Below are 19,810 nucleotides of genomic sequence, written 5' to 3' on the forward strand. Positions count from 1 at the left end.
AGCTCGGAGTTCCGCATGCCCACATCCATGCCCAAGCCGTCCTCGAAGCCGTCGTCCCGGGCAGCCCGCAGGAAGCCGCTGATCTACGGCGCCGGGGTTGTCGTCGCCGCCGCGCTGTTCGGTTACGTGTCCTACCGGGCGACCGCCCCCGACGCCCACGGCCCCGGTTCCTCGTCCTCGGTGGTGTCCGGTGTCACGGCGGACCCGGACGAGGGCGTCTACCCGGAGCTGGCGAAGCTCGCCCGGCGCGACGCCGGCGACAAGCTGGCGCTGGGCCGGGCGGATGCGCCCGTCGTCCTCATCGAGTACGCCGACTTCAAGTGCGGCTACTGCGGAAAGTTCGCCAGGGACACGGAACCCGCCCTGGTGAAGAAGTACGTCGACAACGGCACCCTGCGCATCGAGTGGCGCAACTTCCCGATCTTCGGCGCCGAGTCCGAGGCCGCCGCGCGGGCCTCCTGGGCCGCCGGGCAGCAGGGCCGCTTCTGGGAGTTCCACCGCGCCGCGTACGCCGAAGGAGTCAAGGAGAAGGGGTTCGGCAAGGACCGGCTGAAGGCGCTCGCCGCCGAGGCCGGGGTACCCGACCTCGACCGCTTCGTCCGCGAAGCGGACGGCCCGGCGGCCGCGGCGGCGGTGAGCGAGGACCAGGAGCAGGGGTACGGGATCGGCGCGACGTCCACCCCGTCCTTCCTGATCAACGGCCGCCCGATCGCCGGGGCGCAGCCGGCACAGACCTTCATCCAGGCCATCGAGCAGGCGGCTGACCGGGCGGAGAACCTGGGCCACGCGGGCCAGGACAGCAAGGACCCGGCATCCCCGAAGCCGGGCTCCGCGTCGCCGGAACCGGGCTCCGCGTCCCCCGGACCGGGCTCCGCCTCAGCTCAGGGCTCCGCGAAGTGACGGCGGACATCGGCTACTTCGCCGCGTTCCTCGGCGGGCTGCTGGCCCTGCTCAGCCCGTGCAGCGCCCTGCTGCTCCCCGCCTTCTTCGCGTACTCCATCGACTCCGCCTCCCGGCTGCTCGCCCGGACCGGGATCTTCTACGCGGGCCTGGCCACCACCCTCGTGCCGCTCGGCGCCGCGGGCTCGTACGCCGGACGGATCTTCTACAGCCATCGCGACGCCCTCGTACTCGGCGCGGGCTGGCTGATCATCGGGCTGGGCATCGCGCAGATCGTGGGACTGGGCTTCGCCTCGCGCCGGATCTCCGCCCTCAGCGGCCGGATCCGCCCCACGACCGCCCTGTCCGTCTACGCGCTCGGTGCCGTCTACGGCCTCGCGGGCTTCTGCGCCGGGCCGATCCTCGGGAGCGTCCTCACCGTCGCGGCCCTCGGCGGCAGCCCGGCGTACGGAGGACTGCTGCTCGCCGTCTACGCGCTGGGCATGGCGGTACCGCTCTTCCTGCTCGCGCTGCTCTGGGAGCGGTTCGACCTGGGCCGGCGGGCGTGGCTGCGGGGTCGTGCCCTGCGGCTCGGCCGCTTCGAGCTGCACACCACCACGCTGCTTTCGGGACTCTTCTTCATCGGCCTCGGCGCACTGTTCCTGGCGTACGACGGGACGACCGCGTTGCCCGGCCTGCTGAACGTGGACCAGTCGTTCGCCGTCGAGCAGTGGGCCCAAGGGATCGGTGCGCGCGTGCCGGACGGGATACTGCTGGTCGCGGTGGTGGCCGTGGTGCTGCTCGTGCTCGCGGTGCGCTCCGGGCGGCGCCGGGGCGGGGCCGGAGCGCACCCGGACGGGGACACGGACGCGGTGAACACGGCGGAACGGGAGGACGCCTGACACGACGAAGGCCCCGTCCATCGGACGGGGCCTTCGGGTGGTGGCTGGGGCCGGGATCGAACCGGCGACCTATCGCTTTTCAGGCGATCGCTCGTACCAACTGAGCTACCCAGCCACGCAGCTCACAAGGGCTGCAGCGGTCCTGACGGGATTTGAACCCGCGGCCTCCACCTTGACAGGGTGGCGAGCACTCCAAACTGCTCCACAGGACCAAGCTTTGTGCGACTAAGTGTCGCACAGGTTGTGCGTGCCCCCAACGGGATTCGAACCCGTGCTACCGCCTTGAAAGGGCGGCGTCCTGGGCCACTAGACGATGAGGGCAGAACTGCTGGTACAGCTTGCTTCTGCGTCTGTCGCCCGAAGGGAAAGTTGAGAAGCCGGTGACTCCGCTTCCCCTCAAGAGGTTCCGCTTCTCCTTCAACCTTTGAGGTTTCAGAACGGTCGAGTCCTGACCGGCGCCCTTGGGCACGTCGGAGACAATACACGTGCGTTTCGGTGTCAGCCAAACCGAATAGGGGAGGGCGTCGCGCCGGGCCGGCTCTCCTTCGGCAGATGGCGGCTGACCTCGGCGGTCGTCAGACCGAGGCCGCCGAGGGTGATCTCGTCCCAGGCCTGCAGACGGCGGGTGGACCGGTCCAGATAGAGCACTGACGCGAGCACCTGCTCCGGCTTCTCGTTCTGTACGGCGCGCAGCCCGCCGCCACCGGTGGAACCCTCGACCATCAGCCGGGTGCCGCCCTTCATGAGCTGGTTCTGCCGGTGGTGCACATGGCCGGCCAGGGCGAGGGGAACCGTTCCGTCCGTCTGCCTCACCGCCTCCGGCTCGTGGGCGACGGCGATGTCCACCGGGGTGCCCGCCCGTCGCTGGTCGCGCAGCGCGGCGGCGAGCCGCAGGCCCGCAGCCTCCTGGGCGCCCTCGGCCTGCTCGGGGCCCGTGCGGTCCGGGGTGAACTGCGGGTCCCCGATGCCCGCCACCCGCAGCCCGCCGACGTTCACCGCGCGGCCCTCGTCCAGCACGTGCACGTTCCTGAAGCGCTTGTTGCTCTGCAGATACTTCTGCGTCACCGCCGAGTCGTGGTTGCCGCGGACCCAGACGTAGGGCGCGCCCAGATCGCTGATCGGGTCGAGGAAGCTGTTCTCCACGGCCGCACCGTGGTCCATCGTGTCGCCGGAGTCGACGATCACGTCGATGTCGTACTGCTCGACGAGCGAGCCGATGATGTGCCACGCCGCCGGGTTGAGATGGATGTCGGAGACGTGCAGGACGCGCAGCGTTGCGGGGTCCGGGCTGTACACGGGGAGCGTCGAGGTGGCGTCGTACAGCTTGGTGACGTTGGTGACGAGCCGGGCGAGTTCCTGCTGGTAGACGTCGAAGTCGGTGACGATCGAGCGGGCGTCACCGACGACGGAGGGAGCGCTGGAGAGCAGCCCGGAGAACTTCGGCTCCAGGACCGACTCGGGGTTCCAGGTGGCGTACGCCCCGACGCCGGAGGCGGCCAGCAGCGTGAGCGCGAGGCCTCCGGCGGCCAGGGCGCGCCGGGGCCTGCGGTAGACGACGAGGCCGAGCGCGGTGGCGCCGGAGACGACCGCGACGACGGAGCGCACGGCGAGCTCACGGGCACCCGCGCCGACGTCGCCGCTGACCTCGTCCTCCAGGCCGGCGAGCCGTTCCGGGTGTTGGACCAGGGCCTCGGAGCGCACCGGGTCGAGGCGGTCGACGTCGACGTCGAGCCGGACCGGGGCGTGGTGCGAGTCCAGTTCGAGGGCGCCGAGCGGTGACACGTTGATCTTGGTGCCGCCGCTGAGGGAGGGCCGCAGGGTCATGGTCGTGTCCATCGGGCCCACGGGCGTACGGACACTGCCGACGGCGAGCAGCCCCAGCCAGGCGCCGAACAGCACGACGGCGACCAGGCCGAGCGCGCGGGCGAACGGATGCGGCGAACCGGCGGGCAGTGCGCCGCGGCCGGGCCGACTGCCGGAGCGCGGGCGTGGGCGGAGACGGATGAGGTGCCGGACGCGGGCTGCTGCGGCACGGAACGGGTCGCGGGCCATTGGGCGCGTATGCCCCGGCGGCCAGGCGGATATGCGCTTCCGGCACACCGGGGCACATCCGGCGCCCGTACGTGACAATGGCGGGGTGCTGGAGATGACGCGGGAAGCGTTCGAGGAACTGGTCGGCGAGGCGCTGGACCGGATCCCGCCGGAGCTCACCGGGCTGATGGACAACGTCGCGGTGTTCGTCGAGGACGAACCGGAATCCGATGATCCAGAACTGCTGGGGCTCTACGAGGGCACGCCGCTGACCGAGCGTGGTGAGTGGTACGCGGGCGTGCTGCCCGACCGGATCACCATCTACCGGGGGCCGACGCTGCGGATGTGCGAGTCGCGCGAGGACGTCGTCGCCGAGACGGAGATCACGGTCGTGCACGAGATCGCCCACCACTTCGGCATCGACGACGAGAGGCTGCACGCGCTCGGATACGGGTGAGGCCGATGGGGCACGCGCTGGGGTACGGGTCAGGCCGATGCGGCACGCGCTCGGATACGGGTGACGGCCGATGCGGCACGCGCTGGCGTGGCGGGGGGCTCTCCGTGCGCGGGTGCGGGTGGTGGCGGGAAGCTGCGCACGCGCTCGTCCAAGGGAAGCTGCGCACGCGCTGGGATACGGGTGGCGAGCTGCCGCGCGTACGCGGGTTGCCGGTCACGCGTGGGCGTTCGCGCTCGGGTCCGGGGCGCGGCGGAGGCCGTGCGCGCATGGATTCCGGTGAGTTGCGGCACACCCGCGAGGTGTGAACGAGGTGTGCGGGCCTGCCCGGGGGCGTGTCCCCGGCGGGGCGGCGGGAGTTGGGCACAGCGCTCCCGGCTCGTTTCCGCGATGCCGCGTCCTTCTTCGCGCCCCCGGAGGTGCCCCTGTGCGCCAGTTGCCCGTTCCCGTCCGCTGGGCGGCCGTCACTGCGGTGACGATCGCCGCGTCCACCGGCTGTATGAGCATCGGCTCCGACGGCGGGAAACCGGCGCCTTCCCGCTCCTCCGTGCCGAAGGGCTCGGTGGCGGAGCCGGACGGGTCCACGGTGGCCGGTACCGGCCGGGCCCGTACGGGGGGCGGCGCCGCGGCGCACTCCGAGGGCGAGGGGGGCCGGTCCGCCGGTCCGAGCGCCTCCGCCGCCCCCTTGGGCAGCCCGGGTGCGAAAGCCGGCGGGTCCGCAACGGCGGGGGCCGGTCATTCCCCGGCGCAGACCCCCTCCGCCCCGGGCCCCGGGGTGCCCGAGCAGCCGGAGCCGCCGGCTCCGTCGGATCCGGCGCCCGGCACCCCCGAGACCCCGCAGCCGCCGGATCCGCCCGAGCCCGAGCCGGAGCCCTCCGAGCCGGAGCCGCCGGCACCCTCGGCCTCGCCGGCCGCTCAGCTCCGTAACGACGCTCAGGACGCGAGGGACGGCGTCTACGCGATGCGGACTCCGGAGGCATCACCGCAGGTGGGACCCGCTTGAGGGGGTGGCCCGCCCGAGGCGGTTTGCGCAATGGGGGGAAGAGTGCGTATGGTTATAGATCGTTTGATCCCATTGCCCGGCGCCGACACAGAAGAGCGCCGTGTGGCGCGTACTCTCCCTTGCCGTGGCTGGACCGCATTGAGGCGGTCGAAATTGCGAAAACACGGAGTTACGGGCGCGTGCCGAGACTCCGGAAGGTTTCGCATTTCGCATGTCAATTTCCAGTTCTGACCACACCGTCATGCCCGAGAACGTCGAGAGCGCCGAGCTCATCGAGGCCGCAGAGGCCGTTGTCGCCGAGGTCGCAGAGGTCGCCGACGCCGTCGCGACCGACGCCCCCGAGGCCGAGCAGGCCGACTCCGCCGCCGACGACGCGGACGCCGAGCCGACCATCACGTTCGCCGAGCTGGGCCTGCCCGAGGGCATCGTCCGCAAGCTCGCGCAGAACGGTGTGACGTCGCCCTTCCCGATCCAGGCGGCGACCATCCCGGACGCCCTGGCCGGCAAGGACATCCTGGGCCGTGGCCGTACCGGCTCCGGCAAGACCCTCTCCTTCGGTCTGCCGACCCTGGCCGCGCTGGCCGGTGGGCACACCGAGAAGAAGAAGCCCCGCGCGATCATCCTCACCCCGACCCGTGAGCTCGCGATGCAGGTCGCGGACGCGCTGCAGCCGTACGGCGACGTGCTCGGCCTGAAGATGAAGGTCGTCTGCGGCGGTACGTCGATGGGCAACCAGATCTACGCGCTGGAGCGCGGTGTCGACGTCCTCGTCGCCACCCCGGGCCGTCTGCGCGACATCATCAACCGGGGCGCCTGCTCCCTGGAGAACGTCCAGGTCGCCGTCCTCGACGAGGCCGACCAGATGTCCGACCTGGGCTTCCTGCCCGAGGTCACCGAGCTGCTCGACCAGATCCCCGGCGGCGGCCAGCGCATGCTCTTCTCCGCCACCATGGAGAACGAGATCGGCACCCTGGTCAAGCGCTACCTGAGCAACCCGGTCACCCACGAGGTCGACTCCGCCCAGGGCAACGTCTCGACCATGTCGCACCACGTCCTCGTCGTGAAGCCGAAGGACAAGGCGCCGGTCACCTCGGCGATCGCCGCCCGCAAGGGCCGCACGATCATCTTCGTCCGCACCCAGCTGGGCGCCGACCGCATCGCCGAGCAGCTCATCGAGGCCGGTGTCAAGGCGGACGCCCTGCACGGCGGTATGACGCAGGGTGCCCGTACCCGCGTGCTCGAGGACTTCAAGAAGGGCTTCGTCAACGCGCTCGTCGCGACCGACGTCGCCGCCCGCGGTATCCACGTCGACGGCATCGACCTGGTCCTGAACGTGGACCCGGCCGGTGACCACAAGGACTACCTGCACCGCTCGGGCCGTACCGCCCGTGCCGGCAAGTCCGGTGTCGTCGTCTCGCTGGCGCTGCCGCACCAGCGTCGTCAGATCTTCCGCCTGATGGAGGACGCGGGCGTCGACGCCTCGCGTCACATCGTCCAGGGCGCGGGCGTCTTCGAGCCGGAGGTCGCCGAGATCACCGGCGCCCGTTCGCTCACCGAGGTCCAGGCCGACTCCGCGAACAACGCCGCCAAGCAGGCCGAGCGCGAGGCCGCCGACCTGACCAAGCAGCTGGAGCGCATCCAGCGCCGTGCCGTGGAGCTGCGCGAGGAGGCCGACCGCCTGGTCGCCCGCGCCGCACGCGAGCGGGGCGACGACCCCGAGGCAGCGGTGGCCGAGGTCGCCGCCGAGGCGGAGGCCGCACTGCTGGCCGCCACCTCCGTGCCGGAGCAGCCCGCAGCCCGCGAGGAGCGTCGCGACGACCGCGGCAACTACGAGCGCCGGGACAACCGCGGCGGCGACCGTGGCGGTTACCGCGGCGGCAGCGACCGCGTCGGCGAGCGCAGCGGCCGTCCGGCCGGCAGCAACGGCTACCGCGGCAGCAGCGACCGTCCGTCGTTCCGCGGCAGCAACGACCGTCGTGAGGACCGTCCCGTCGGTGGCGGTTTCCGCTCCGGTGGCGACCGTCGTGACGACCGTGGCGGCCGTTCCTTCGAGCGCCGCGACAACGACCGTCCGGCGTTCAACCGTGACCGTCGTGACGAGCGTCCCTCGGGCGGTTTCCGCTCCGGTGGCGGCGACCGTCGTGACGACCGTGGCGGCCGTTCCTTCGAGCGCCGCGACAACGACCGTCCGTCGGGCGGCTTCAACCGCGACAACGACCGTCCGGCGTTCAACCGCGACCGTCGTGACGACCGCCCGTCCGGTGGCTTCCGCTCCGGTGGCGGCGACCGTCCGTTCAACCGCGACCGTCGTGACGACCGCCCGTCCGGTGGCTTCCGCTCCGGTGGCGCCGACCGCCCCACCGGTCGCCGTGACGACCACCGCTCCACGGGCACCGGCACGAGCACCGGTTCCTTCGGCCGCCGCGACGACAAGCCGCGCTGGAAGCGCAACGGCTGATCGTCCGATCGCCTGACTGCGAAGACAGGGCCCGCACATCACCTCGGTGATGTGCGGGCCCTGTTTTATTGAACGAGTTCGAAATCCCCTGTCGAAGCCTGTGAGGCTGCTGTTAAAGTCAGCCGACTCGCAGGGGGAGTTGGGGCCGGGGGGCTTTCACACTTCGCACAGACCGCAGCGTGCGCTGCCGCGTCCTCCCCGTGCTGTTCGATCATCACTCGGGAGGGGACTGCTTTGACCGCGTTCGTTCGTGGCCGTGCCGCACTGGTGGGGTCCGTGGTGGGAGCGACCGTTCTGACAACGGCCGTGGTTCCTGCCGAGGCCGCCCCCACCGCGGTTCCGGCCGTCGTGGCGACCGCCGGCACCTACGGCCTCGACTTCTCCGGCGGGCGGCTGAACACCGTGGAGCGGAGCCCCAGTGGTGACCAGGTGGTGTACGAGCGTCGGGTGTCGGCCGACGGCGTGACCGTGGGAGCCCGGCAGGGCCTCGGGTACGTGGGGTACTTCGCCAACGGCGCTCACGCCAGACGGGTGCCCTGCGACATGGGTGACTGTGTGGAGCTGGTCGGCGCGGGCAACGGCAACTACGGCCTCGTTTTCGTCGGTGGCGACGGAGATGACGCCGGCCTGGAGGGCGTTCAGTACAGGATGCCGGGAAACGCGCACTGGGGGAGCCCCCTCTATCGGGCGGGTACCGCCAAGATCGTCGATCTCACCGGGCGCGCATGGGTCGTCAAGGGCGGCTCGCTGGGCGAACAGCAGGCCGGTGTGCACCCGAGCCCGAGCAACCGGGCCACCGCCGACCCCGTCGTCCGCAAGCCCACCGCCGCGTCCGTCTGGGGCACCACGCTCTGGGCCGCGACCTCCGCCACCGGCGCGCTCACCGCCACCGATCTGGGGCAGCGGAAAGTCGTGCAGACGCTCGCCACCGGCGCTCCCTGCGTGCTCAAGGAGGTGCGCACGGTCGGACGCTGGATCTACTGGAACTGCGGGACGACCGGCGCGGCCGGGGTGTACGACCGCACGGCGAAGAAGTCGTTCACCGTGCCGTCCGGGCCGGCCCTCGTCGGCGACGGGTACCTCGTCCGGCACGACCGGACCGCCGGGAAACTGCTGCTGACCGACTTCCACACGGGTAAGCCCGCCGCTCCCCGGGCGGTGGCCGACCTGCCGGCCGGGAAGACGGCAGACCAGCGACGGCTGACCTGGGCCGTGGACAAGTTCGGCGGGGACATCGCCTACGTCGACGCCGCGAACTCCGTACACATCGTGCCCAGTGGCGTGCCCGCACAGCCCCTCACGAAGACGGCTTCCGATGTCGGTGACTCCTACATGGACATCAAGGGCAGGTACGGCGCGGAGGCGTGGGCCAGCACCTGGCAGTTCAACAAGCCCGTCACCTGGACGTACACCGTCAAGGACGTGACCGGCCGTACCGTACGCACCCTGAAGGGCGGCTCCGGCACCGAGACGAGCGTCGAGTGGGACGGCCGGACGGACGCGGGGAAGTTCGCCGGCAGCAGCCGGCACACCTGGACCCTGCGGGCGACCGCGGAGGACGGCTCGGGGACGTACACCACCAGCGGGGCCATCACCGTGAGCGGTGGCACGGCGGGCTTCCACGACCAGGGCGCGCTCGGCACCGGTGACCTGGTCACCCTCAACCCGTCCGGTGGGCTGACCATTCAGTTCGGGCAGACCTCAGGCAGCTTCGCGGGCAAAAAGACAGGGACCGGCTGGCCGGCCGGCACCCTCGCCGTGCCGTTCGCGGACACCGGCAGCGACCGGTGCGCCGAGCTGCTCGTACGGATCCCGGGCGGCGAACTCCGTCAGTACACCGGCCGCTGCGGCCAGTCGGGTTACACGCCGAAGAGCAGCCACACCACGATCGGCACGGGCTGGCAGCAGTTCGACGTGCTGACCTCGCCCGGCGATCTGAACGGAGACGGCCGGGCCGACCTCCTGGCCCGCCAGACGACGACCGGCGACATGTACCTCTTCCCGGGGGCGGCCGGGGGGAAGTTCGCACCGAAGGCCAGGGTCTACACCAACTGGAAGACGTACGCCCGGATCACCGGCGTGGGCGACATCACCGGCGATGGCCGTGCCGACCTGCTCTGCCACGACCGCAAGGGCGGCCTGTGGCGTTACGACGGCCTGGGCAACGGCAAGTTCGCGCCCCGGGTGCCGGTGTTCTCGGGCTGGGGGAGCTCGTACAACGCGATGGTGGGCGTCGGAGACCTGTCCGGCGACGGAAAGAACGACATCGTCGTGCGCGACACGGCGGGCAAGCTGTACCGCAACAACGGCAACGGGAAGGGCTCGTTCGGGCCCCGCACGCAGATCGCCACCGGGTGGGGTCCGTACAAGGGGATCTTCTGAGGGACTGACGCCCTACACGGGCGGCAGGAGGCGCATGTCATGCCCCCGGCGCGGGAATCGCTGGGGGCATGACAATCAATCCCCGCGGTGCCCCCTCCGAGGAACCCGCCTCCACCGACCCAACCGGCCCGGCAGACGCACCTGTGGCCGACGCCCTCATGACAGAGGCCCTCCCCGCCGGGCCGCCGGCCGGATCGGACGAGGCGCGGCTGGCCGAACTCGGATACACGCAGACACTCGCCCGGCGTATGTCCGCCTTCTCCAACTACGCCGTCTCGTTCACGATCATCTCGGTGCTCTCCGGCTGCCTGACGCTGTATCTGTTCGGCATGAACACCGGTGGCCCGGTCCTGATCACCTGGGGCTGGGTCGGCGTCGGCCTCATGACGCTGTTCGTCGGGCTGGCGATGGCGGAGATCTGTTCGGCGTACCCGACCTCGGCCGGCCTCTACTTCTGGGCGCATCGGCTGGCCCCGCCGCGATCGGCGGCGGCCTGGGCCTGGTTCACGGGCTGGTTCAACGTGCTGGGCCAGGTCGCCGTGACCGCCGGGATCGACTTCGGGGCGGCGTCGTTCCTCGGGGCGTACCTGAACCTCCAGTTCGACTTCGCGGTCACACCCGGCCGCACGATCCTCCTCTTCGCCGCGATCCTGCTGCTGCACGGGCTGCTGAACACCTTCGGCGTGCGCATCGTCGCGCTCCTCAACAGCGTCAGCGTCTGGTGGCACGTGCTCGGTGTCGCCGTGATCGTCGGCGCGCTGACCTTCGTACCCGACTCGCACCAGTCGGCGTCGTTCGTCTTCACCGAGTTCGTGAACAACACCGGCTGGGGCAGCGGCTTCTACGTGGTGATGATCGGGCTGCTGATGGCCCAGTACACCTTCACCGGCTACGACGCCTCCGCCCACATGACCGAGGAGACGCACGACGCCGCGACCGCCGGCCCGCGCGGCATCGTCCAGTCGATCTGGACCTCCTGGATCGCCGGATTCGTCCTTCTGCTCGGCTTCACCTTCGCCATCCAGTCGTACGACGGAGCCCTGGGCTCCCCGACCGGTGCCCCACCCGCCCAGATCCTCCTCGACGCCCTGGGCGCCACCACCGGCAAGCTCCTGCTCCTGGTGGTGATCGGCGCCCAGCTCTTCTGCGGCATGGCCTCCGTGACCGCCAACAGCCGGATGATCTACGCGTTCTCCCGGGACGGCGCCCTGCCGTTCTCCCGCGTCTGGCACACGGTCAGCCCCCGCACCCGTACCCCCGTGGCAGCGGTCTGGCTGGCCGCCTTCGGCGCGCTGGTCCTGGGCCTCCCGTACCTGATCAACGTCACGGCGTACGCCGCCGTCACCTCCATCGCGGTGATCGGCCTCTACATCGCGTACGTCATCCCGACCCTGCTCCGCCTCCTGCGCGGCGACGACTTCCGCCCCGGCCCCTGGCACCTCGGCCGCTGGTCCCGCCCCATCGGCATCGTCGCGGTGGTGTGGGTGGTGGTCATCACGGCGCTCTTCATGCTGCCGCAGGTCTCACCCGTCACCTGGGAGACCTTCAACTACGCCCCGATCGCCGTCCTGGTGGTCCTGGGCTTCGCCGCCACGTGGTGGTTCGCCTCGGCCCGTCACTGGTTCCTCAATCCGGATCACAAGCGCACGATCGCCCGCAATACACCCCGCTGAACGGGGGCGCTGCCACGACGACGGGGCCCGGCAACCGATACCCGATCGGCGGCCGGGCCACGGCGGGCTATGCTCGGGGGTGATTCGCCGAGGGCCGTTAGCTCAATTGGTCAGAGCAGCGGACTTTTAATCCGTTGGTTGTGGGTTCGAGTCCCACACGGCCTACGCGAAGCAGGGCGGGATACCCCTTCTGACCTGCGACTCAGCGCCTCGACCGGCTTCGGCCGGCCGGGGCGCTCCGTCGTTCCGGGGCTCTCGCGTGAGCGGACGGTCCGGCGGCAGGCGCTGCGTGCGGCACGCGGGGACCGGCGGTCCGGGGACCGGCCGAGGTGCCTGGCACGACGGCAGACGCCGGTGCCGGCCGTGGAGTGGCCGGCACCGGCTCAGGTGTCCGGGAGGACACGGGAGGTCAGACCAGGAGCTTCGACTTCGCCCGCTGGTACTCCTCTTCCGTGATGGCGCCCTTGTCCTTGAGGTCCGAGAGCTTCGACAGGTCCTCGACGTGACTGCTCTTCGATGAGCCGCCCGCGTCCGACGTGCCCGCTGCGTCTCTCACGTACGCCTTGAAGGCGGCGTCACGTTCCTTCGCTTCCTTCACGTCGCGCGTCCCCATGGATTTGCCGCGCGCGATGACGTAGATCAGCACGCCCAGATACGGCAGCACCAGGGCCAGGATCAGCCAGCCCGCCTTCGCCCAGCCGCCGAGGTCGTCACTGCGGAAGATGTCCATGATGACCCGGAACAGGAGGAAGAGCCACATGATCCAGAGGAAGAACCAGAGCATGGTCCAGAACAGGTTGAGCAGGGGGTAGTCATCCATCGTTCCACTCCAGGCGCCGCGTTGAATGGCTGAATCTGGAATCAGTCATATCACCGCATTTGTGCACTCGCCCGTTGGAGTTTCCCCTGTTCCGCCGGGAGAGCGAAAGGGAACGGGCGGGCGCGGTGCGGCGCGAGGCGCGAGGTGCGGAGCGGCCTGCGGCGGCTACTTCTCCGATGCGGCGGGGGCGGGGGCGGGGGCCTCGGCCGTGGCCGGGTCGGTGGAGCGCTCCGCGGGCTCGGCCGGCGCCGGAACCGCGGGTGCGGCCTGGGCCTGCGCGCGTGCGGCCGCGGCGGCCTTCTTGCTGTGCACCATGATTCCGATGAAGCCGGCGATGAACCCGCTGATGAGACCCGATATCGCGTGGTTGAACGCGTTGACCGACTCGCTGTCCGGAAGACCGATGGCGGCGTAGTTCACCGCCGCGCTCATCACCGCACCCATCAGGCCGCCGATGAGGCCGCTGATGACGGCGCCGCGCACGGGAGAGGCCGGGGTGACCGGGGCGGGGGCGGGGGTGGGTGTGAGCGGTGCGGTCATCGTCGAGGGCCCTCCAGACAGGCTGCGATGGGAGACCGGGAGCGGCTTGACGGCGCGGTGACATGCGTAATCCGGGGCCTGCTCGCACGGGCAGCCCACCGGTCCGGGGGATGCAGCAGATACCTTGCGGCAGAACACGTGTTCCTTGCAACACCTTCTCGTTTTAAACACTTTGACGGGATCGTGAAGATCGTCCGCAGGGGGCGGCGATGCGCCTGACCGTCAAAGGGGCTGCGGGGGTTGTTTGTTCGGGTTCGCCGACGTCTATCCGCGCCTGGTGCCCAGTGGTTGGGGAGGGCTTCCGGTCGTTCCCGGCAGAGCGTGGTCGTGGTGCGGCGCGGGACTGGTCGTGGTGCGGCGCAGGACTGGTCGTGGTGCGGCGCGGGGGCGGCGGCCGGTCGTGGTGCGGTCGGCGGATCGGTCGCGGATCGGCCGTGGGTCGGCGGCGTCCTCGGGGGGGTGCGGGCGACGGGTGGTCATGAGCGCCTCGAACATGCCGTAGAGTTGTGTTTACCGACGCGGGGTGGAGCAGCTCGGTAGCTCGCTGGGCTCATAACCCAGAGGTCGCAGGTTCAAATCCTGTCCCCGCTACTGAAGAATCAGGCCCGGCATGCATACAGCGTGCCGGGCCTGATTCGTTTGTGTGTGTACGCCGTCGGCCCGCCGGGCCGACGGCCTGTGCGGGCCGTACGCCGCGTATCCCCCCATTGGCCGACGAGGAGTCGCCCCGCGACCCTGCTCCGGGAAGCCTGGGGTGTGGTGCGCGGTACCGTCCGCGGCCGTGGATGTACCGGGCAGGAGAGCAGCAGGTGGGGAAGCGGGAGAAGCGGAGGACGAGGCGTGCCGGTGGCGTGCGGACCCGCCGGTTCGTCCGGGCCCTTCCCGCCCTGATGATCGGCGGGGGCGTGCTGTTCGACGCCTTCACCCCGCCCGCGTTCACCGCCATCCCGTTGTTCGCGGCCGCGCCGCTGATCGCCGCGCCGTTCTTCTCGCGGGCCAGCACCATCCGTACCGGAGCCGCCGCCCTGCTGGCCGTCGTCGGGCTGCGGATCTACAGCGGCACGCTGCTCCGGGTCGTGCCGTCCATCGAACTGCTCACCGTCCTCACCGTCTCCGTCCTCGCCGTCGTGATCAACGACGTCGTGCGGCGCAGCAACGAGCAGCTGGCCTCGGCCCGGGTCATCGCGGAGACCGCCATGCGGGCGGTGCTGCCGACGCCGTCCGACCGGATCGGCGGCCTGCATGTCGCCGCGCGGTACGAGGCGGCGCAGGCGGACGAGTTCGTCGGCGGCGACCTGTTCTCGGTCACGGACACCCCGCAGGGCGTGCGGCTGGTCGTCGGGGACGTACGGGGCAAGGGGCTGGACGCCGTCGAGGCCGTGGCGGTGATCATCGGCGCGTTCCGGGAGGCGGCCGAGCAGGAGGAGTCGCTGGAAGGCGTGGCCCAGCGGCTGGAGCGTGCGCTGGCGCGCGAGTCCAGCACGCGCGGCGGTCTCGACGCCGTCGAGGGGTTCGTCACCGCGGTGCTCGCGGAGATCCCGCCGGGTGCGTCCTCGGTACGGATCGTCAACCGCGGCCACCCGGACCCGCTGCTGCTGCACACGGACGGGGAGCTGGAGGTGCTCGGGCCCTCGGTCCCGGCGCTGCCGCTGGGGATGGACCTGGGAGTGTGGCCGGACCGGTCGGACGTCTGGGACCTGCCCGCCGGGGCGACGCTCCTCCTCTATACGGACGGCCTCTCCGAGGCGCGTGACACCGAAGGCGTCTTCTACGACCCCGCCGAGCGGCTGCGGGGTCGGATCTTCCCGGGGCCCGAGGAGCTGCTGTCCGCGCTGACCGATGACGTGCGGCTGCATACGGGCGGCGAGTCGACGGACGACATGGCGTTGCTGGCGGTGGGCCGGCCGGCTGAGGGGCAGCCCGACCGGCGCAGGACTGTGAAGATCGTCGGCCTGGGCGATGGCGGCGGGTGAGTCCGAGGCCGGGGGTGGCGTGGGGGAGCGGTTGGCCATGATGCCACCGTCCGTAACCGAAGGGCACCCCTCCGCATAACATTTGACGCAACGTCAGAAATCGGTTGGTGACCGAGGGGTGATCAACTCGTCCGATTCCACCCGGTTGTGTCCCGTAAAGTCCAGGCCAAGGGGCTGAACGATCAGTGGGAACAGCTTGGAATCGGACCCCGGTGTCTATTAACGTTCGATAACGCAGCGCGGTTGTCCCAGCCGCCGTCAGTGGCGGCACCGTGCGCGAGCGCCGAATTCCGCAAGGGAACCGGGGAACCACCTACATGGGGTGAATCGGGCATCTCTGTCTCGTGACGAGACGGAGGAACCCGTAGGAGACCTTCCTGCTCCGAACCCGTCAGCTAACCCGGTAGGCGAGAAGGAAGGAAAGGAGTGCGCCCCCGTGGCGTCCAACAAGCCTGCCCCCGAAGCTCCCTCACGGTTCGTGCCCGAGTACGGCGACGACTTCGCGTCCCGGCCCGGCACCGTGGTCGGTACGGAGTACGGGGCCGCCTACGCGACCGATTACGGGACCGATCGGGGCAGCGACTTCGGAAACGACTTCCGCGCCGACGACTCAGGGCCCGACCGGACCTGGGAGGAATGGAATCCCACCGAGGACTCCGTCCGTCCCGTACGCGGCAAGCACCGCGTCGCCAAGCAGCGCAATGGTCTGGCCCGCAGCTCCACCGTCCTCGGCGTCGGCGTCATCGCGGCCGTCGGTGCGGGTGGCATGGCCACCGCCCAGAGCAAGCCGCCGGTCTCCATCTCTCTGCCCGATTCCATCGCGGACAATCTCCCCGACGCCAAGTCCCTCCCGGGCGTAGGCGCGCTGTTCTCGGGTGGGTCCGAGTCCGAGTCCGCGGCGGAGAAGGCCGAGGCGGCGATCGCCTCCGCTCCTCTGACCACCGCCGGCATCACCACCGCCGAGGCCGAGCAGGGCACCACCGACGCGGGCGAGGCCCTCCGCGCCCGCATCCTCCAGCAGGCCGAGCAGCAGCAGGACGCCGCCGACGCCGAGGTCAAGGCCGCAGCGGAGAAGGCCGCGGCCGAGAAGGCCGCCGCGGAGGCGAAGAAGCAGCAGGACGCCGCCGAGGCCAAGATCGCCGCGGAGAAGAAGAAGGCGGAGGAAGAGGCGAAGAAGAAGGCTGAGGCCCTCCGGCTCGCCAAGCTCGCCGCCAGCTACGCCATCCCCACCTCCTCGTACACGATCACCTCGACCTTCGGCGAGGCCGGATCGATGTGGTCCTCCGGCTACCACACGGGCCTCGACTTCGCGGCTCCCACCGGTACGCCGATCAAGGCGATCCACACCGGCACGATCAAGTCGGCGGGCTACTCCGGTTCCTACGGCTACCGCACCGTCCTGGAGCTGGAGGACGGCACCGAGCTGTGGTTCTGCCACCAGTCCTCGATGGACGTCAGCATCGGTCAGAAGGTCACGACCGGCGACACCATCGGACGCGTCGGCGCGACCGGCAACGTCACCGGCCCCCACCTCCACCTGGAGGTCCACACCCCGGACGGCACCGGCATCGACCCGATGCCCTGGCTGCAGGCCAGGGGCCTCACGGTCTGAGACCGTTCTCCCCCGCCGGTTCTCCGGCCGCGAAACCCCGGCAGCCCTGACGCTCACCCCCCGACGTCAGGGCTGCCGGTCTGTCTCCGTCGTCAGGGTCGGCCGGTCCGTCTCCGTCGTCAGGTGGGCCGGTCCGTCTCCGTCCCCTCGTCGCACCGGCTCGGATGTACAGGCCACGGAATAGTGGAGCCCGGGAAAACGGTTGTTCCACCCATGACTTCTCTCCGCAAGCTCGGCTCCTCCAGCCTCCAGGTCTTCCCGCTCGCCCTCGGGGGCAACGTCTTCGGCTGGACGGCGGACGAGGCGCAGTCCTTCGCCGTCCTCGACGCGTACGCGGCCGCCGGCGGCAATTTCATCGACACGGCCGACGCCTACTCGGCCTGGGTCCCCGGCAACGAGGGCGGCGAGTCGGAGTCCCTCATCGGCAAGTGGCTCGCCGCGCGTGGCAACCGTTCCGACATCGTCGTGGCCACCAAGGTCGGCGCCCACCCCGCGTACAAGGGGCTCTCCGCCACCACCATCAAGGCCGCCGCCGAGGAGTCGCTGCGCCGGCTCGGCACCGACCACATCGACCTCTACTACACGCACTTCGACGACGAGACGGTCCCGGTCGAGGAGATCATCACCGCCCTCGACCAGCTGGTGAAGGACGGCAAGGTCCGCGAGATCGCCGCGTCCAACATCAGCGCCCAGCGGCTCCGGGCCTCGCTGGACTTCTCCGAGCGCGAGGGGCTCGCCCGGTACGTGGCCCTGCAGCCCCACTACAACCTCGTCTCCCGGGACACGTACGAGGGCGAGCTCCAGGACACCGCCGAAGACGCCGGGCTCGCCGCCGTCCCGTACTTCGCCCTCGCCTCCGGGTTCCTCACCGGCAAGTACCGTCCCGGTACGTCCGTGGAGAGCGCGCGCGCCGGCAAGGCGTCCACGCACCTGGAGTCGGAGCGCGGGCAGAAGGTGCTCGCCGCGCTCGACAAGGTGGCGCAGGAGCGGGACGCGGAGATCGCGACCGTGGCGCTGGCGTGGCTGGCCGCCCGGCCGACCGTCGCCGCTCCCATCGCCTCGGCCCGTACGGTCGAGCAGCTTCCGGCGCTGGTGGCCGTCGCCGGACTGCGGCTCACGGATCAGGAACTGGCGGACCTCACCGAGGCTTCCGCTTGAGGCTTGAGGCTTGAGGCTCAAGGCGTGGGGAGTGGCCGTGAGGCTTGTGGCGGTCTGCCGGTCTGCCGGGGCTGTTCCGTCCGTCGGCCTGTTCGGCCTTGTCTGTTGCCCATCCGAGGTCTGATCGTCCCTGATCTGCCGTACTCCCGGGGCCTGTTCGTCGCTGATCCGCCGGACCGGCGGCCCTAGCCCTGCTGTCCGGAGCGCGGCTGGTCGTACGGCGGGTGCGTGGGCGGCGGGTGCGTGGGCGGCGGGTTCGTGTACGACGGTGCGCTGGAGGGGTAGCCGGCGTACGGGTATCCGGGGTGCGGGGCGTGGCCGCCGTGGGATGGGTACGCCCCGTAGCCCAGGCCCGGGCCCTGGATCTGTCCCGGGTGTCCCGGATGCCCCGGGTACAGAGGCCGGTGCACCGCGGGTACGAATCGGGGGCGCAGACGGCCCGTGGCCTGCGCCGCGTACACCAGGGCGGGGCCTGCCGTCTCTCTGCGCTGCCACAGGTGGTGCAGCAACTCCCGCTCGCGCTCCGCGAAGTCCGGGCCCGCCGCGCCGCGGCGGGCCTGACGGCGCAGAAAGGCGAGCGAGGTCGCGAACGACTCGTACTCGGCCACCGTGCGGGCCGCCGCCCTGCCCCGGACCTTGATCTCTTTCCGCGCTGCGGCCGATATGCGGGCGTGTGCGGGGTGAGGGGCGGCGTGCGCGGGAGCGTAGGCCGGGTGGTACGCGTGGTTGTGGGGCCTGCCGTGCGCGGCGCCGGCCGCTGTCGCCGCGCGCCGGCGGGCGATGTCCCTGGCCAGGCCGCGGGCCCGCATCGAGGAGAGGGCGAGAGGTTCGGCGGGGGACAGCCAGCCGGTCGCGGCGTACGCCGGCAGCTCGACGCCGAGGGTGCGCAGCTCCCGCAGGCGGGCCCAGACAGCCAGCCAGGTCACCAGCCCGAAGACCGGGACCATGAAGGCCCCGTACACGGCGTAGAAGCCGTACGGCCCGAACACGGACGACCCGTTCCACAGGGCGTGCATGCCCATCGCGAGGAGCAGTCCCAGCAGCGGGAGCGCGATGCGCCGGACCCGCTGATGGCGCCCACTGCTTGCGGCGATCCCGAAACCGACGCCGGTCAGCACGGTGAAGAGCGGATGGGCGAAGGGCGTCATCACCACACGTACGAAGAAGGTCGCCGCGGTCACCGAGGCGAAGCCCGAGCCCATCATCTGGTCCTCACCGAAGGCGTTGCCCAGGTAGAGGATGTTCTCGGTGAAGGCGAAGCCCGTGGCGGTGAAGCCGGCGACGACCACACCGTCGACGATCCCGCCGAAGTCCCGTCGCCGGAAGAGGAAGAGCAGCAGGATGGCCGCCGCCTTGGCGCTCTCCTCCACGACGGGTGCGATGACCGTGGCGCCCAGTGTGTCCGCGCTGCCCGGGTCGGCCGTGGCCGTGGCGATCCACTGCGTCGCGAAGGAGTTCGCGATGATCGCGACCAGGGCCGCCGCGCAGGCGCCCCAGGCGAAGGCGAAGAGCATGTTGCGCCACGGCCCCGGTTCGACCCGGTCCAGCCAGCGGAACGCCGTCATCAGCACCGGGACGGGCAACACGGCCAGGCCCAGACCGACGAGGAACCCCTGCGTCCCCGTCTGGTCACGGACCAGGGCGAGGATCACCAGACCGCAGAGCGCCAGCACGGTGAAGACGGCGACGACGCGGAGTGTCCTGCTTCGCCACAGCATGCCGACGCGGCGCGGGCGGTACCGCCACTGGCCCCGGTCCGGGGCGGCAGCCAGGACCTCGCCGACCAGGTGCTCCTCGAGCACCGGAACGGCCGGCTGTGAATGTCGCTGAACAGACCCGTCGGACACCCCACGACCCTAACGAGCGGGACTGACAACGGCCATGGCGCCTGGACGGCTCCCGGATCGGCGGAAGGCCGGGTGCCG

At 70.9% G+C, this 19,810-nt stretch carries 14 protein-coding genes, 5 tRNA genes and 1 riboswitch; of the genes, 12 read left to right on the plus strand and 7 right to left on the minus strand.

Going from position 1 to position 19,810, the window contains the following annotated elements:
- Positions 1 to 15 precede the first annotated feature (15 nt).
- Positions 16 to 900, plus strand: a complete 885-nt coding sequence (locus ACGFZA_RS24625) for a DsbA family protein (protein ID WP_393681872.1) — start codon at positions 16 to 18, stop codon at positions 898 to 900.
- Entirely contained in the window at positions 897 to 1,781 is an 885-nt protein-coding gene (locus ACGFZA_RS24630) for a cytochrome c biogenesis CcdA family protein (RefSeq protein ID WP_393681874.1), read from the plus strand. Before ACGFZA_RS24625 ends, ACGFZA_RS24630 begins: the two co-directional genes overlap by 4 nt.
- A 38-nt stretch (positions 1,782 to 1,819) precedes the next feature.
- Here ACGFZA_RS24630 and ACGFZA_RS24635 read toward each other — a convergent pair.
- The 4 genes from ACGFZA_RS24635 to ACGFZA_RS24650 form a co-directional block, all read right to left on the minus strand.
- A tRNA-Phe gene (locus ACGFZA_RS24635) sits at positions 1,820 to 1,896 on the minus strand.
- A 22-nt stretch (positions 1,897 to 1,918) separates the two neighbouring features.
- Positions 1,919 to 1,993: transfer RNA gene (locus ACGFZA_RS24640), tRNA-Asp, on the minus strand.
- Positions 1,994 to 2,029: 36 nt separating this feature from the next.
- A tRNA-Glu gene (locus tag ACGFZA_RS24645) sits at positions 2,030 to 2,102 on the minus strand.
- A gap of 177 nt (positions 2,103 to 2,279) precedes the next feature.
- Entirely contained in the window at positions 2,280 to 3,833 is a 1,554-nt protein-coding gene (locus ACGFZA_RS24650) for a metallophosphoesterase (RefSeq protein WP_385286289.1), read from the minus strand.
- A gap of 85 nt (positions 3,834 to 3,918) precedes the next feature.
- On the opposite strand from ACGFZA_RS24650, the gene ACGFZA_RS24655 reads away from it, so the two are divergent.
- From ACGFZA_RS24655 to ACGFZA_RS24680, 6 genes are all read left to right on the plus strand, one after another.
- The gene (locus tag ACGFZA_RS24655) at positions 3,919 to 4,269 is read left to right on the plus strand and encodes a metallopeptidase family protein (protein ID WP_359131836.1); all 351 of its coding nucleotides are present in this window, start codon (positions 3,919 to 3,921) and stop codon (positions 4,267 to 4,269) included.
- A gap of 424 nt (positions 4,270 to 4,693) precedes the next feature.
- Entirely contained in the window at positions 4,694 to 5,269 is a 576-nt protein-coding gene (locus ACGFZA_RS24660; protein WP_393681877.1) for a hypothetical protein, read from the plus strand.
- A gap of 241 nt (positions 5,270 to 5,510) precedes the next feature.
- Positions 5,511 to 7,727: a DEAD/DEAH box helicase gene (locus tag ACGFZA_RS24665; RefSeq protein ID WP_385286309.1), complete on the plus strand. Its 2,217-nt coding sequence runs from the start codon at positions 5,511 to 5,513 to the stop codon at positions 7,725 to 7,727.
- 234 nt (positions 7,728 to 7,961) lie between these two features.
- Positions 7,962 to 10,109, plus strand: a complete 2,148-nt coding sequence (locus tag ACGFZA_RS24670; protein WP_393681879.1) for an FG-GAP-like repeat-containing protein — start codon at positions 7,962 to 7,964, stop codon at positions 10,107 to 10,109.
- Between the two features lie 158 nt (positions 10,110 to 10,267).
- Positions 10,268 to 11,782, plus strand: coding sequence for an amino acid permease (locus ACGFZA_RS24675; protein WP_393681951.1), 1,515 nt, complete (start codon positions 10,268 to 10,270; stop codon positions 11,780 to 11,782).
- A gap of 91 nt (positions 11,783 to 11,873) precedes the next feature.
- Positions 11,874 to 11,947, plus strand: a tRNA-Lys gene (locus tag ACGFZA_RS24680).
- Positions 11,948 to 12,191: 244 nt separating this feature from the next.
- On the opposite strand, the gene ACGFZA_RS24685 is transcribed toward ACGFZA_RS24680, so the two are convergent.
- Positions 12,192 to 12,602 (minus strand): SHOCT domain-containing protein, encoded by a 411-nt coding sequence (locus ACGFZA_RS24685; RefSeq protein WP_385286284.1) that lies wholly within the window; start codon positions 12,600 to 12,602, stop codon positions 12,192 to 12,194.
- A gap of 165 nt (positions 12,603 to 12,767) precedes the next feature.
- Complete coding sequence (locus ACGFZA_RS24690) at positions 12,768 to 13,142, minus strand: hypothetical protein (RefSeq protein WP_393681882.1); 375 nt, start codon at positions 13,140 to 13,142, stop codon at positions 12,768 to 12,770.
- Between the two features lie 517 nt (positions 13,143 to 13,659).
- Between ACGFZA_RS24690 and ACGFZA_RS24695 the strand changes: the two genes are divergently transcribed.
- The 4 genes from ACGFZA_RS24695 to ACGFZA_RS24710 all read left to right on the plus strand — a co-directional run bounded on the left by ACGFZA_RS24695 (position 13,660) and on the right by ACGFZA_RS24710 (position 17,885).
- Positions 13,660 to 13,733 (plus strand) — tRNA-Met (locus ACGFZA_RS24695).
- Positions 13,734 to 13,993: 260 nt separating this feature from the next.
- On the plus strand, positions 13,994 to 15,115 hold the full coding sequence (locus ACGFZA_RS24700) for a PP2C family protein-serine/threonine phosphatase (protein WP_393681884.1): 1,122 nt from the start codon (positions 13,994 to 13,996) through the stop codon (positions 15,113 to 15,115).
- A 271-nt stretch (positions 15,116 to 15,386) separates the two neighbouring features.
- A riboswitch (cyclic di-AMP (ydaO/yuaA leader) is annotated at positions 15,387 to 15,540 on the plus strand.
- Positions 15,541 to 15,551: 11 nt separating this feature from the next.
- Positions 15,552 to 16,727 (plus strand): M23 family metallopeptidase, encoded by a 1,176-nt coding sequence (locus tag ACGFZA_RS24705; protein ID WP_385286281.1) that lies wholly within the window; start codon positions 15,552 to 15,554, stop codon positions 16,725 to 16,727.
- A 213-nt stretch (positions 16,728 to 16,940) separates the two neighbouring features.
- A complete protein-coding gene (locus tag ACGFZA_RS24710) occupies positions 16,941 to 17,885 on the plus strand; it encodes an aldo/keto reductase (RefSeq protein ID WP_385286279.1) in 945 nt (314 codons plus the stop codon).
- Between the two features lie 185 nt (positions 17,886 to 18,070).
- On the opposite strand, the gene ACGFZA_RS24715 is transcribed toward ACGFZA_RS24710, so the two are convergent.
- A complete protein-coding gene (locus tag ACGFZA_RS24715) occupies positions 18,071 to 19,732 on the minus strand; it encodes a PrsW family intramembrane metalloprotease (RefSeq protein WP_393681887.1) in 1,662 nt (553 codons plus the stop codon).
- Positions 19,733 to 19,810: the final 78 nt, after the last annotated feature.

The organism is Streptomyces sp. NPDC048211 (genome assembly GCF_043202315.1).
Classification (GTDB): Bacteria; Actinomycetota; Actinomycetes; order Streptomycetales; family Streptomycetaceae; genus Streptomyces.

Bases quoted from the DNA above. Each gene is read 5' to 3' on its own strand.
- ACGFZA_RS24625 (WP_393681872.1), top strand. From the start codon at position 16: ATGCCCACATCCATGCCCAAGCCGTCCTCGAAGCCGTCGTCCCGGGCA.
- ACGFZA_RS24650 (WP_385286289.1), bottom strand. From the start codon at position 3,833: ATGGCCCGCGACCCGTTCCGTGCCGCAGCAGCCCGCGTCCGGCACCTC.
- ACGFZA_RS24665 (WP_385286309.1), top strand. From the start codon at position 5,511: ATGCCCGAGAACGTCGAGAGCGCCGAGCTCATCGAGGCCGCAGAGGCC.
- ACGFZA_RS24675 (WP_393681951.1), top strand. From the start codon at position 10,268: ATGACAGAGGCCCTCCCCGCCGGGCCGCCGGCCGGATCGGACGAGGCG.
- ACGFZA_RS24685 (WP_385286284.1), bottom strand. From the start codon at position 12,602: ATGGATGACTACCCCCTGCTCAACCTGTTCTGGACCATGCTCTGGTTC.
- ACGFZA_RS24690 (WP_393681882.1), bottom strand. From the start codon at position 13,142: ATGACCGCACCGCTCACACCCACCCCCGCCCCCGCCCCGGTCACCCCG.
- ACGFZA_RS24710 (WP_385286279.1), top strand. From the start codon at position 16,941: ATGACTTCTCTCCGCAAGCTCGGCTCCTCCAGCCTCCAGGTCTTCCCG.